The 12,527-nt window shown below is 58.5% G+C and carries 12 protein-coding genes; 7 read left to right on the top strand and 5 right to left on the bottom strand.

What is annotated here, in order from left to right; all coding sequences use genetic code 11:
• Positions 1–5 precede the first annotated feature (5 nt).
• Positions 6–479: a hypothetical protein gene (locus QSK43_RS11985; RefSeq protein WP_332303631.1), complete on the top strand. Its 474-nt coding sequence runs from the start codon at positions 6–8 to the stop codon at positions 477–479.
• Positions 480–595: 116 nt separating this feature from the next.
• Here the strand turns inward: QSK43_RS11985 and dxr are convergent, their stop codons facing one another.
• The gene (dxr, locus tag QSK43_RS11980) at positions 596–1,789 is read right to left on the bottom strand and encodes a 1-deoxy-D-xylulose-5-phosphate reductoisomerase (protein WP_332303815.1); all 1,194 of its coding nucleotides are present in this window, start codon (positions 1,787–1,789) and stop codon (positions 596–598) included.
• A 185-nt stretch (positions 1,790–1,974) separates the two neighbouring features.
• On the opposite strand from dxr, the gene QSK43_RS11975 reads away from it, so the two are divergent.
• Together QSK43_RS11975 and QSK43_RS11970 are read left to right on the top strand one after the other, a co-directional pair.
• The gene (locus QSK43_RS11975; protein ID WP_332303630.1) at positions 1,975–2,676 is read left to right on the top strand and encodes a phosphatase PAP2 family protein; all 702 of its coding nucleotides are present in this window, start codon (positions 1,975–1,977) and stop codon (positions 2,674–2,676) included.
• A 31-nt stretch (positions 2,677–2,707) separates the two neighbouring features.
• On the top strand, positions 2,708–3,964 hold the full coding sequence (locus QSK43_RS11970; protein ID WP_332303629.1) for an FAD-dependent oxidoreductase: 1,257 nt from the start codon (positions 2,708–2,710) through the stop codon (positions 3,962–3,964).
• 6 nt (positions 3,965–3,970) lie between these two features.
• Here the strand turns inward: QSK43_RS11970 and QSK43_RS11965 are convergent, their stop codons facing one another.
• The 4 genes from QSK43_RS11965 to QSK43_RS11950 are packed head-to-tail and all read right to left on the bottom strand — an operon-like array spanning position 3,971 to position 7,868.
• Positions 3,971–4,897: an ROK family protein gene (locus QSK43_RS11965; RefSeq protein WP_332303628.1), complete on the bottom strand. Its 927-nt coding sequence runs from the start codon at positions 4,895–4,897 to the stop codon at positions 3,971–3,973.
• A gap of 3 nt (positions 4,898–4,900) precedes the next feature.
• The gene (gene nagA, locus QSK43_RS11960; RefSeq protein WP_332303627.1) at positions 4,901–6,067 is read right to left on the bottom strand and encodes an N-acetylglucosamine-6-phosphate deacetylase; all 1,167 of its coding nucleotides are present in this window, start codon (positions 6,065–6,067) and stop codon (positions 4,901–4,903) included.
• The gene (locus tag QSK43_RS11955; protein ID WP_332303626.1) at positions 6,064–7,086 is read right to left on the bottom strand and encodes an SIS domain-containing protein; all 1,023 of its coding nucleotides are present in this window, start codon (positions 7,084–7,086) and stop codon (positions 6,064–6,066) included. Before QSK43_RS11955 ends, nagA begins: the two co-directional genes overlap by 4 nt.
• Positions 7,087–7,112: 26 nt before the next feature.
• Positions 7,113–7,868, bottom strand: a complete 756-nt coding sequence (locus QSK43_RS11950) for a GntR family transcriptional regulator (protein ID WP_332303625.1) — start codon at positions 7,866–7,868, stop codon at positions 7,113–7,115.
• 437 nt (positions 7,869–8,305) lie between these two features.
• On the opposite strand from QSK43_RS11950, the gene QSK43_RS11945 reads away from it, so the two are divergent.
• Genes QSK43_RS11945 through QSK43_RS11930 form a run of 4 tightly spaced genes read left to right on the top strand, consistent with a single transcriptional unit; the run spans position 8,306 to position 12,510 of the window.
• Positions 8,306–9,487: a Gfo/Idh/MocA family protein gene (locus tag QSK43_RS11945; protein ID WP_332303624.1), complete on the top strand. Its 1,182-nt coding sequence runs from the start codon at positions 8,306–8,308 to the stop codon at positions 9,485–9,487.
• An 11-nt stretch (positions 9,488–9,498) separates the two neighbouring features.
• Positions 9,499–10,383 (top strand): carbohydrate ABC transporter permease, encoded by an 885-nt coding sequence (locus QSK43_RS11940; protein ID WP_332303623.1) that lies wholly within the window; start codon positions 9,499–9,501, stop codon positions 10,381–10,383.
• Complete coding sequence (locus QSK43_RS11935) at positions 10,380–11,237, top strand: carbohydrate ABC transporter permease (protein WP_332303622.1); 858 nt, start codon at positions 10,380–10,382, stop codon at positions 11,235–11,237. The genes QSK43_RS11940 and QSK43_RS11935 overlap by 4 nt, the downstream gene beginning before the upstream one ends.
• Before the next feature lie 40 nt (positions 11,238–11,277).
• Complete coding sequence (locus QSK43_RS11930; RefSeq protein WP_332303621.1) at positions 11,278–12,510, top strand: ABC transporter substrate-binding protein; 1,233 nt, start codon at positions 11,278–11,280, stop codon at positions 12,508–12,510.
• The last annotated feature ends 17 nt before the right edge of the window (positions 12,511–12,527 follow it).

The following is a 12,527-nucleotide window of genomic DNA, read 5'->3' as shown; positions in this document are numbered from 1 at the left end:
GTAATATGCAGATCCAATATCCCGAACCGGAAGATTTCATATCCGCGATCGCAAAGCCGTTCGAGAGCGAAGCGGTCACGAAGCTTGTGGCGCCTTTTGGCGTGAACTGGTCGAACGCCGTCAAACTCGACAGGAATCTGCCGATATTTGATCTCGACGCCACAGCATTCGGTGTGGGTTTCCACTTCAAGGACCAGAGCCTGGTGAACGAAAGCGATGGCGATGCTGTTGGTCCTAACCTGCTGACCAGTTCCGCTTGCTGGGGCTATGAGGCAGGTGTCGAAACCTATGGGGGACCCTTGTGGAAAGGCCTTCGTTTCTCGGACACAAAGGTCGACGCAATTGCCAAGCTGGGCGAGCCGAGCCAAGTCGGACGCTATGATATTCACCGCTGGGTGTTCCCGGATTTCGAACTATCGATCCACTGGAACAGTCCAAACAAAATTCGCGTCATATCTTACTGGATGAACTTAGAGTAGGTCGCTGACAAGCCAGCCGCTCGGCGTGACCGTGCAACGAACACTCCGGAAACGGAGCCGTGCACCAATTTGAACTGTAGAGGACGTCTTTCTTCGAGACCCGCCAGCAATACAGTTCAAGCCGCTTTCCCGATATTTACAACTAGTTCCAGCGCGTGACTGCGGGCTTCCTTATCCGCCGCGAACACGTCTTCGATCGTGGCGGCCGATCGGCCGTCATGCATGCGGTCCATGACCGTTTCGACGATTTCGGCCATATCGAGAAAACCGATGCCGCCCTCGACGAAGGCGTGAAAGGCCGTCTCCTCGGCCGCATTCAGGGCCGCGCCCTGCAAGCCTCCACGTTCCAGCGCCGTCCGCGCCAGTCTGAGCGCCGGAAACCGGGTCTCGTCCGGGGCTTCGAAATCGAGCCGCGCCAGTTTTGCAAAATCCAGACGTTCGACATTGAGATTGCCGCGCTCGGGGTAGGTGAGGGCATAGGCGATGGCGGTGCGCATGTCGGGGGAGCCGAGCTGGGCGATGTAGGAGCCATCCGTATAACCTACCATCGAATGCACGATCGATTGCGGGTGGACGATGACCTCCACCTGATCGGGCCTGAGATCGAAGAGGTATTTCGCCTCGATCATTTCCAGCCCCTTGTTGAACATGGAGGCGCTGCCGATCGACACCTTCAGCCCCATGGACCAGTTGGGGTGGGCGCGGGCGATATCTGCTGTGACATTGGCCATCTCATCCCGTGACCAGGTACGGAACGGCCCGCCGGATGCGGTCAGCACGATGCGTTCCACGGCCTGCTTGTGTTCGCCCGTCAGGCACTGGAAAATCGCGCTATGCTCGCTGTCCACCGGGATCAGCCTGCCGCCGCCCTGCTTGACCGTGCGCAGAAAAACATCGCCCGCCGAAACGAGGCATTCCTTGTTGGCAAGCGCGATGTCCGCGCCGCGCCGCGCGGCCGTCAATGTCGGGGCGAGGCCGGGTGTTCCGGCAATTGCCGCCATTACCCAACCGGCATCCATCAAGGCCGCCTCTTCGAGACCGGATTTGCCCGCCGCAACTTTTATGTTGGTGCCGGCAAGGGCTGATTTCAGCGCCTCGTATTTGCTGTCCTCGGCCGTAACCGCAAGCTGCGCGCCGAATTCACGGGCCTGTTCCGCCAGGAGATCGATGTTTCCGGCGCCGGTGAGCGCCATGATCTCGAATTGGCGGCGACCACCCAGCTGACGAATGACATCCAGCGTGTTCGTGCCGATCGAACCCGTCGAACCCAATATCGTCAGTTTGCGTGGTATTTCACTGGTATTTGTCATCTTCGGTCCGTCGGTCGTTTCCGGTTCGCACGTCCTGTGCATGCCGTTCTCCAGAAACTGCTGCACATTTTCGGGCGACATGCATTAGCCTCTACTCGCGAAAACCTGCCATAACAAGGACACAGCCAGGCTATTGTTTTTGCGGATGGCAAAGCCATATGCAAGAAAATCATGAGAGAGCATCAATGCGACGTTTCCTAGTTTCCAGCGGATGGATTTTTGCGGCGAGCCTCGTGCTTGTGCTGGTCTTTATTCCTCTCGATCCACGCCTTTCCGAAAGCGCGCAGGCTTTGCCGGGAACGATCGTTTCCTTCAATCGCACCATTACCGATTTCGGAACGTTCGGTTGGATGCTTTATTCAACGGGCGCTCTTGCCATCTTCGCTTATGTCGGCGCGCGTGTTTTACAGGCGCGGACCTATGCCGGACGCCTGAGAACGGCATGGCGGCTCCTCGCCTATTTCTTTTTGACGATCGGAACGGCAAGCATTCTGGTTCATATGCTCAAATTCCTGATCGGACGGGCGCGGCCGGAACTTTTCGTGGAACTGGGCGCTTATAGTCTCACCCCATTTACCGGCGACAATCTCTATGAAAGCTTTCCCTCCGGTCATTCGACGGCCGCCGGGGCATTTTTCGGCGTTTTTGCCATGCTGATGCCGCGTTTCCGCTGGGCGTTCCTGCTGCTTGCACTTGCAATCGGCATTTCACGCGTCGTCGTTGGCGCACATTATCCAAGCGATGTCGCCGCCGGTCTGTTGCTCGGCATGTGGACCGCCATGGCCTTCGCCTTTATCTTTGCCCGGTCCGAAATGCTTTTCCGTTTCGATGAGCACGGCTGGCCGCAACCGAAAAATGCAGGCCTTCCGGCAACGGATACACGATAGGGACGTTTAACGGGACGGAGAGGGGGCCGCGATGGAAGAAGCGAAAGTCATGCCTGAAAATGACGGCAGGGCCGTTCAGCACATCCGCACTTCGGTCGCCGTGGCCGGTGGCGGGCCGGCGGGCATGATGCTTGGCCTGTTGTTTGCCCGCAGCGGCATCGACGTGATCGTGGTCGAAAAACACGGGGATTTCCTGCGCGATTTTCGCGGCGATACCGTCCATCCTTCAACGCTTGAACTGATGGAGCAGCTGGGTTTCGGCGAGGAGTTTCTGAGCCTGCCACATACGCGCGCGCCGCAGCTGAATGCGGTTATTGGCGGCGAGCGCATTACGATCGCGGATTTTTCCCGGCTACCGGTCCGACATCGCTTCATAGCCTTCATGCCGCAATGGGATTTTCTCAACTTCATCGTCGGCAAGGCCGGGCAATATGAGAATTTTCGGCTGCTGATGAATGCGCCGGTGACCGGCCTGATCGAGCGCGACGGGCGTGTCGGCGGTCTCATCGTCAATACGCCGGAAGGCGTAATCGAGATCGCCGCCGATCTGGTGGTGGGGGCGGATGGACGCAATTCCATCGTCCGCGAGGCGGCGGGGCTCGAAGTGCAGCGCTTCGGCATACCGACCGAAGTGCTGTGGTTGCGCCTTTCGAGGCAGCCGGGCGATCCGACGGAAACCATGGGGCATGCGGGCTCGCGGCAGGGTTTCGTGATGATCAACCGAGGCGACTACTGGCAATGCGGTTATGTGGTACGCAAGGGCTTTTTCGCGGACATAAAACTTCAGGGAATTGAAGCGTTCAGGGACAGGGTTGCGGAAATCTGCCCTTTCCCGCGCGACAGGCTCGACGAACTCACGAGCTGGGATGATGTGCATCTCCTGACCGTTCGTATCGACCGGTTGAAGCGCTGTTGGAAGCCCGGCCTGATCTGCATCGGCGATGCGGCTCATGCCATGTCGCCTGTTGGCGGCGTCGGCATCAATCTCGCTGTTCAGGATGCGGTTGCTGCGGCCAACGTGCTGGTGCCGGTGTTTTTGTCGGGCCGGGCCGTTGCCGATGACGATCTCGCCGCAATCGAAAAACGACGATCCTTCCCCACCAAGGCCACGCAGTTTTTGCAGCGGATGATGCGTATCGGCCGCAAGAAGGAGCAGGCGGACACGGCGGAAAAACCGAAAGGCCCGCCGGCCTTCGTGCTGGCGATCATGCGATTTCCGCTTTTTGCCCATCTGACCGGCAGATTGGTGGGGTTGGGCTTCCGTCGGGAAAAGATCGAGACGGTGTGACGCTGTTCAGGAATGGCCGGCGATTTCCTTCGCATATTTCAGCCCGATAACGGCTGAACCGATCAGCCCCGGCTCGATCCGGCAAATGGCGGGCACAACCAACGGGCGGTCGAAGCGCCTGAGAATGCGGCTTCTGACCGCCTCGTCCAGAGCGGCCAGTAGTTCCCTCGAATTCGAAAGCCCGCCGCCGACTGGTACAATCGTCGCGCCGGTGACGTTGATCACCATCGCCAGCGGCGAGGCGAGAATATCGATGAGGATTTCAATGGTTCTTGCGGCCTCCGCATCGCCGGCCTGCCAGGCGGCAATAATATCCTCACTGGTCATATCCTTCCGGTGAAGATGCAGATGCAGTTTTTCCATACCACGGGCGCTACCGATAGCATCGACGCAACCGGTGAGGCCGCAACCGCATTCGAAACGCGGCAGCGATACCGGCGGGTTGCCGGCCAAAGTCGCGGCCACCGGCCCATGTCCCCATTCGCCGGCAAAACCACCGTCGCTGTTGATGAGCTTGCCGTCGATCACCAGTCCGCCGCCGACACCCGTTCCGAGGATGACGCCGAAAACCACACGGTGCCCCTGTCCGGAGCCGATTTCCGATTCGGCGATCACGAAACAATCCGCATCGTTCGAAACGATGACGGGAAGGTTCAGGGCTTTTTCCAGATCGTCTTTTAACACCCTGCGGTGAATGCTTGGAATATTGGCGACCGTCGCCTTGCCTGTGTCGAGATCGATGACGCCTGCAATCGACAGCGACACGCAGTCGGGTGTGCCGCCGCTATTGTCGATGACGGATTTCAGGCCGGCGGCGAAGTCTTCGAAACTGGTCTTCGGTGTCGGTATACGCGGCACGGGGCGAATATCGTCCGGGGCATGGGCAATCGCGCCCTTGATGGTCGTTCCGCCAATATCGAAACAAACGATCATGGTTCAGACTCCGGAACGTGTGGCATTATAGATTTTTTCTCCTGATATCCATGTGGAATGCATCTGGAGGTCTGGTGTCAGCATGACGAAATCGGCATCGAAGCCGGGCAGGAGTTTTCCCTTGGCCGACGCGCCGATTGCCTGTGCGGGATAGGCGGATGCCATTCGCAGAGCCTCTTCCAGCGGCATTTCCATCTTCTCAAGCATAAAGCGGATGCAGGAAAGCATGTCGATATCGGCTCCCGCCAGCGTGCCGTCGGCCAGCGTCAGCCGCCCGCCATTGCGATAGACGCGCCGGCCGTTCAGTTCGAAACCGTCATCATCGGTGCCGATGGTGGACATGGCGTCGGTGACGAGGAAGATGTGGGCCGGGCCATTCTTGGCGCGGAGTGCAATGCCGATTGCGGCCGGATCGACGTGGAAACCATCGGCGATAAGCCCGCAATCCAGCTTGCCGTTCGCAAGTGCGGCCCCGACCAGCCCCGGTTCGCGGTGGCCGAGAGGGCTCATGGCGTTGAAGAGATGCGTGACCATGGATGCGCCTGCATCAGCATAGGCTGTCGCCACATCGAGGCCCGCATCGGTATGGCCGAGGCTGACGACGATGCCGGCTTGTCGGAGCGCGGCGACTTGCTCCACAGTCGTGTTTTCCGGGGCAATGGTCGTCATCACGAAGGGAAGCTTCGCCTTGCAGCCGATCAGGACTTCAAGATCGGCCGTCTCCATCTTGCGGATAAGCGCCGGATCATGCGTGCCCTTGCGCGGGACGGAAAGATGCGGCCCCTCGAAATGCAGGCCGAGGAAGCCGGGCACGTGCGCCTTGAGGGCGGCAATGCCTGCCTGCGCCGCTTTGGACGTTACGTCCGGACGGTCGGTGATGAGCGTAACCATCAGTCCTGTCGTGCCAAACTGGGCGTGGGCGGAGCAGATGCGGGCGATGCCTGTCACATCTGGCTGGTTGTTGAACATGACCCCGCCGCCACCATTGACCTGAAGGTCGATGAAGCCCGGCGCGATCAACAGCCCGTCCGCATCGATCGCCTCGGCTTCGGCGGGCACGCCGTCCGAGATAGCGGCAACATGCCCGTCTTGGGTCAGAAGTACCTTGCCATCGTGCCACGCGGCGCCGTCGAAAATACGTGCGCCGATGAATGCCTTGATGCCGCTCATTGGGTTTCAGTCACCTTCTTCAATGCCACGGGCGCATCCGGGTTGAAGCCCCTTGCGCGCGACAATTGCTCGATGAAGCCGTAAAACGGTGCGATCAGCAACAATGCGTCGGTCAGCGGGTGATTGGTTTCCATGAAGGGCAGGGGCTTGGCCGGGCTGCCTTTGGCGGATGTGACGAAAACATTTGCGCCTTTGTGAGCAAGGCTTGCGGCAATATCCGTCACCGAGGTCTCGGCGCGGTCGCGTGCGGCAAAGGCGATGATGGGAAATTTCGGGGCAACCAGCGAGACCGGGCCGTGCATCACTTCCGCCGATGAATAGGCTTCCGCGTGCAGTTCGCAAGTTTCCTTGCACTTCAACGCGGCCTCCGCGGCAATGGCAAGGGCAGGACCACGGCCCAGCATGTAAAGCGAATCTTCGCCCTTGACCGCCTCGGCAATATGGCTCCAGTCGAGCGCGATCGCCCTGGCGAAATTCTGTGGCAGGGCGCTGACGGCTTTGGCGAGCAGATTGTCTTCCGTCCACTCCGCGAGGATAGCGAGGCCGGCGACAATGGAATTGACGAAGGATTTGGTCGCAGCAACCGCTTTTTCCGGCCCCGCCTGAATGTCGATCGCGTGATTGGCCGCCTCGCCGAGAGGGGAAGGAAGGGTGTTGACGAGGGAGAAGGTGAGCGCGCCGCCCTTGCGGGCGCTTTCCGCCAGAGCGACGATATCAGGGCTTTTGCCCGATTGCGATACGGCGAAAGCCGCTGCCCGTTCCAGCCGAAGCTTCGTCTGGTAGATCGAGGCGAGCGAGGGGCCGAGCGAGGCGACCGGAAGTCCGGTCTGCAATTCGATCGCATATTTCAGGAAATGCGCAGCGTGATCGGACGATCCGCGTGCAATGGTGACGATAACGGCGGGATCGCGGGCCTTCAGCCTGTCTCCGGCTTCGCGGAAGACGGCATTGGTATTGTCCAGCAGGCGGGCGACGGCATCGGGAATCTCGTTGATTTCCTGGCGCATCAGGGTTGTCATCGTTTTATGTCCTTGGTCGATATGGTTCACTCGGAGGCGATCGTCAGTTCGGCGACGAGATCGTAGGCGTCGCTGCGATAAAGCGCGCGCGATATTTCCATGAGACGCCCGCTTTCCAGATACGCCATGCGCTGGACGGAAAGCGCCGCAGAGCCCGGCGGAACCCCAAGCAGCAGGGTCTCCTCGTCCGTCAGGTTGCGGGCGGAGATGCGCTGGATGGCGCGGACGGGGCGAATGCCGTTTTTCTCAAGTTCCTGATAAAGCGAGTTTTCCACCAGTTCAGGGTCCGGCAGAATATCTCCCGGCAGGCTCGTCACTTCGAGCGCGATCGGCTGGTCGTTGGCAAGGCGCAGTCGCGTCAACCGGGCAACCATGGCGGATTGGGAAAGGCCGAGAGCCATCATCTCGTCACCGGTTGGATAAAACAATCCCCTGTCCAGCCAGCGTGTGCTCGCGGCCATTCCCCGGCGGCGCATGTCCTCCGTAAACGAGGTGAGCTTGGTCAAAGGTTGCTGCATGCGGGTGATGGGTTTGACGACGAAGGTGCCCGAACCATGCCTGCGGACCAGAAGGCCGTCGCGGACCAGATCGTCCACAGCCTTGCGCACCGTGACACGGCTGACGCAGGCGCTTTCGGCAATGTCACGCTCCGGCGGCAGGGCATCGCCATGCTTCAGGCGGCCGCCATTGATGGCGTCCTCAATCGTCTGACGCAGTTTCAGGTAAAGCGGGCCGCCGCCTCCCGATTGCAGGTCGTTCAGATTAAGCGCTGCCCCGTTCATCCATAACCTCTGTCACAATCGATGTGGCGAATTTCGGCTATATCATACGCGTCACAATCGGCAATACCAAAATAGAACCATTGGCGAAATTGTAGGATTATTCGGTGAATTTTTCGATTGTTTGCGTAATAATGCGGCTATGTGCTTGAAATTTTCGCATTAACCAAAAAAAATTTCCGCCAATGGTAATTGCTATAGACGATTGGCATTTTTTTGGTATTGTTTTTGTATCGCTGGTCGGCGACGCGCTGTTTTGCGTCCGCCTCCATGGAAAAATTGATCTCCGATTCTCCAGAGGATTTGCGGGATCGAATTTAACTTGACCGTCATGAAAATTAATTTCATCGTGACGGGAAATTATCGCAGATATCGAACGACCAACACAGAAATGGTTGCTTCTGCGAAAATTATTTACGAATGAACAGGGAACAAAGTTCATGAAGGTGGGAATTATCGGACTCGGATTCCGTCTCGGTTATCTGGGCTACGTTTTTCACGAGATCGACAAGGATTTCGAGATCGTCGGTTATGTCGATCCCGCCCCGGCTGGTCTGCCGGGGCTTGAGGAAAAAGGCATTTCGGCCGGCAAGGCCTATGACAGCCCCGAAGCGCTGATCGCCGGTGAGACATTTGATCTTTTGATGATCGGCTCGCCGAACCATATGCATCTGGAGCATATCCGCATCGGGCTTGAAGCCGGTTGTACCATCTTTTCCGAGAAACCCATCGTCGTCAGCATCGAGGAAAGCCTTGAACTTGCCCGGCTGCTCAACAAGCACGGCCATGAGCGGCTGCTGGTCGGTCTCGTCCTGCGTTATTCGCCGCTTTACCGCGATCTGCGCGCCGCGCAGGCCGAAGGCAAGCTCGGCGATGTCGTTTCCATCGAGGCTTCGGAACATATCCCGCCCTATCACGGCGCGTTCTTCATGCGCGACTGGCGGCGTTACGAGAATTATTCCGGCTCCTTCATGCTGGAAAAATGCTGCCACGATCTCGATCTCTATAATGGCGTGGTCGGTGCGCGGCCGCGTTTCGTATCGAGTTTCGGCGGGCGCAAGAGCTTTACGCCTGCGAACGCCCCGCAAAATGACGGCATCAACGACATGGAGGTTTACCATCGCAAGCCGAGCGGCTGGATGGGCTCCGAAAAGGTATTCGACAGCGACGGCGACATCATCGACTACCAGACGGCGATCGTCGAATATGAGAACGGCGCTTCGCTTGCCTTCCATACCAATCTAAACGTTCCCGACGATTTCCGCCGTTTCTGTGTGATCGGGGCCAAAGGCATGGCCGAGGGCGATTTCGTGCGCGGCTTCCTGAACGTGCACAATGCCCGGACCAACGAAAAGACCGTCGCCAAGACCTATTCGGCGGCAACCACGCTCTCGCAGCATTACGGCGCCGACGAGCAGATGGCCGCGGACGTGATCGCTCATGTCGTAGAGGGTACGCCCCTGCCGGTTTCCGCGCTCGATGCGATCGAGGCCGGAATTCTGGCGCTTGCCATGGACGAGGCGCGCCATGGCCGCAAGGTGGTCGATCTCAAGCCTGTGTGGGAGGAGTACGATCTGGCGCTTCACGGGCAGCCGAAATCTCCCGCTATGAAATCGGCTTAAGGGGCGCGGCGATGGATGCGAAACGCAGCGCGGTCGTCTTCGCCTGGCTTCTTCTTCTGCCGGCGCTTTTATACATCACGGTTATCGTTGCTTATCCGCTTGTGGATACCTTCGTCCTGTCCTTTACCGATGCGTCGCTCAGGAAAACGACGAACTGGGTGGGTTTCTTCAATTATGAGAAAATCTTCAACGCGACTTTTGCCGATGTCATCACGCGGACCTTTGTCTGGACGTTCTTTTCCGTCTCGATAAAGATGATTATCGGCACATTTGGTGCAGTGCTGCTGAACTCGGCCGTACCCGGCCGGGCGTTGTTTCGCATCCTGACGATGCCGCCGTGGATTGTGCCGATGGCTATCGGCATCTTCATGTGGGGCTGGATGTATAACGGCCAGTTTGGCATGATTTCCGGTGTTCTGCAGAACCTCGGCCTGGTGAATGGCCCGGTTGCCTTCCTTGCTTACGGCAACACCGCGTTCTGGGCGACGATTATAACCGACGTCTGGATCGGCGTGCCGATGGTGACCCTCTATCTGCTGGCTGCGATCCAGGCTATTCCGCAGGATCTCTATGAGGCGGCATGGACGGACGGAGCCAGCCGTACCTACCGCTTCCGCCGCATCACGCTGCCGCTGATGTTGCCCGCCATGATCACCATGTCGATGATCTCGTTGATTTCGACCTTCAATTCCTTCGACATCATCTGGATCCTGACGCAGGGCGGTCCGACCGGCCAGACGACGACAATGATCATCGACACGTACAAAACGGCGATCGGCTCTTATAAATACGGTGAAGGCGCGGCGCGCGCCGTGCTGATCTGCATCTTCCTGTCGATCTTCACCTATTTCTACTTCCGCATCACCAGCCGTATCTCGCAGGAGGCCAGCCGATGACCGACAAGAATGCGATGATCAACCGATACAGATGGTATGAAATGGTCGGGATCTATTGCGGCATCGCCGTGTTCCTGACCTTCGTCTTGGCGCCCTTCGTGGAGGGATTTCTGGTTTCGCTGAAACCGCTGAGCCTGCTTTTCTCCTCGCCCTATAAGTTCTGGCCGCAAAACGGGTCCTTTGAGGCCTACCGGACCATGTGGATCAGCGTTCCGGGTTTTGCCCGCTACGTCTTCAATTCCTTCTTCATTTCGACGATCTCCACGATCATCGTTCTCCTTCTGGTGGTGCCGGCGTCCTATGCTTTCGCCCGCTTCCAGTTTCGCGGGCGCGGACAATTGCTCGGCGCGTTTCTGGCGATCAACATGTTTTCCGGCGCGGTGCTTCTGATCCCGCTTTACCGGCTGATGCGCAATATGGGCGTGCTGAACACCTACCTGGCGATGATCATTCCCGGTGCCGCCTTCTTGATCCCCACCGCCATCTGGCTTTTGCGGACCTACATGCTGCGTATTCCGCGCGAACTCGAAGAGGCGGCCTATGTGGATGGCGCAAGCTATTTCTATACCTTCCGCCGGGTGATCCTGCCGCTTGCGATGCCTGGCATCGCTGTCGTCTCCATCACCACCTTCATCGGCGCCTATGCCCAGCAGTTCATCTTCGCGCTCACCTTCAATTCCAAGACCGAATATATGCCGCTGCCCATCGGCCTGTTCGCCTATTTCGGTCGTCAGGAAGTCGTTTGGAATGAGTTGATGGCGGCCAGCTTTATCGGCATCGCGCCGGCAATGGTCGTCATCTTCTTCATGCAACGCTATCTCGTCAGCGGGCTTACCGCCGGCGCGGTGAAATAATCAACAATAGGAACGACCACCAGAAAACGGGAGACTAATTATGGCACTGAAACATTACGGATTGGCGCTTTGCGCTTTCGCATTTGCCGGTTCCACTGCCCTTGGCACGGTGACGGCGCATGCCGCCGACAAGGAGATCAGCTGGATCTATTGCGGCGACAAGATGGACCCCATCCATGAAAAATACATCAAGGAATGGGAAGGCAAGAATGCCGGATACAAGGTCGTTCCGGAAGTCGTCGGCTGGGCTCAGTGCCAGGACAAGGCAACCACGCTCGCTGCCGCCGGCACCCCGGTCGCCATGGCCTATGTCGGTTCGCGCACGCTGAAGCAGTTCGCGCAGAACGACCTCATCGTTCCGGTGCCGATGACCGAAGACGAAAAGAAGACCTATTACCCTAATATCGTCGACACGGTGACCTTCGAGGACACGCAGTGGGGCGTGCCGGTCGCTTTCTCGACCAAGGCGCTCTACTGGAACAAGGACCTCTTCAAGCAGGCCGGTCTCGACCCGGAAACACCGCCGAAGACCTGGGCTGAAGAAATCGCCTTCGCCAAGCAGATCAAGGAGAAGACCGGCATCGCCGGTTACGGCCTGCCCGCCAAGACGTTCGACAACACCATGCACCAGTTCATGCACTGGGTTTATACCAATAACGGCAAGGTGATCGATGGCGACAAGATCACTGTCGACAGTCCGCAGGTTGTTGCAGCCCTCACGGCCTACAAGGACATCACGCCTTATTCCGTCGAAGGCCCGACTGCCTATGAGCAGAACGAGATCCGCGCCATCTTCCTCGATGGCAAGGTCGGCATGATCCAGGCTGGCTCTGGTGCCGCAACCCGCCTGCAGGAAACCAAGATCAACTGGGGTATCGCAACCCTGCCGCTCGGCCCTGAAGCCAAGGGTTCCGGCACGCTGCTCATCACCGACAGCCTTGCGATCTTCAAGGGAACCGGCGTCGAAGAAAAGGCGACCGAATTCGCCAAGTTCATCACCTCGCCCGGCCCGCAGGGCGAATACGAACTGCAGGGCGGCGCTGGCCTCACCCCGCTTCGTCCGTCGCCGAAGGTCGATGAATTCATCGCCAAGGACCCCTTCTGGAAGCCGCTGATCGACGGTATCGCCTATGGCGGTCCCGAGCCGCTCTTCACCGACTACAAGGGATTCCAGGACGTGATGATCGAGATGGTGCAGTCCGTCGTTACCGGCAAGGCTACGCCGGAGGATGCCGCGAAAAAGGCTTCCGGCGCTCTCGAGCAGTATAAGTAATCCACATCGATGCGGTT

The sequence above is a fragment of the Rhizobium sp. GR12 genome (genome assembly GCF_036596185.1).
GTDB classification, from domain to species: domain Bacteria; phylum Pseudomonadota; class Alphaproteobacteria; order Rhizobiales; family Rhizobiaceae; genus Agrobacterium; species Agrobacterium nepotum.
Note: the sequence above shows the minus strand (reverse complement) of the source record. Positions and strands in the feature narration are given on the sequence as shown.

What these genes read in the sequence shown, in the direction of transcription:
- QSK43_RS11975 (WP_332303630.1), top strand. Translation starts at nt 1,975, where the DNA reads ATGCGACGTTTCCTAGTTTCCAGCGGATGGATTTTTGCGGCGAGCCTC.
- QSK43_RS11985 (WP_332303631.1), top strand. Translation starts at nt 6, where the DNA reads ATGCAGATCCAATATCCCGAACCGGAAGATTTCATATCCGCGATCGCA.
- QSK43_RS11950 (WP_332303625.1), bottom strand. Translation starts at nt 7,868, where the DNA reads ATGAACGGGGCAGCGCTTAATCTGAACGACCTGCAATCGGGAGGCGGC.
- QSK43_RS11955 (WP_332303626.1), bottom strand. Translation starts at nt 7,086, where the DNA reads ATGACAACCCTGATGCGCCAGGAAATCAACGAGATTCCCGATGCCGTC.
- nagA (WP_332303627.1), bottom strand. Translation starts at nt 6,067, where the DNA reads ATGAGCGGCATCAAGGCATTCATCGGCGCACGTATTTTCGACGGCGCC.
- QSK43_RS11945 (WP_332303624.1), top strand. Translation starts at nt 8,306, where the DNA reads ATGAAGGTGGGAATTATCGGACTCGGATTCCGTCTCGGTTATCTGGGC.
- QSK43_RS11970 (WP_332303629.1), top strand. Translation starts at nt 2,708, where the DNA reads ATGGAAGAAGCGAAAGTCATGCCTGAAAATGACGGCAGGGCCGTTCAG.
- dxr (WP_332303815.1), bottom strand. Translation starts at nt 1,789, where the DNA reads ATGACAAATACCAGTGAAATACCACGCAAACTGACGATATTGGGTTCG.
- QSK43_RS11940 (WP_332303623.1), top strand. Translation starts at nt 9,499, where the DNA reads ATGGATGCGAAACGCAGCGCGGTCGTCTTCGCCTGGCTTCTTCTTCTG.
- QSK43_RS11965 (WP_332303628.1), bottom strand. Translation starts at nt 4,897, where the DNA reads ATGATCGTTTGTTTCGATATTGGCGGAACGACCATCAAGGGCGCGATT.
- QSK43_RS11930 (WP_332303621.1), top strand. Translation starts at nt 11,278, where the DNA reads ATGGCACTGAAACATTACGGATTGGCGCTTTGCGCTTTCGCATTTGCC.
- QSK43_RS11935 (WP_332303622.1), top strand. Translation starts at nt 10,380, where the DNA reads ATGACCGACAAGAATGCGATGATCAACCGATACAGATGGTATGAAATG.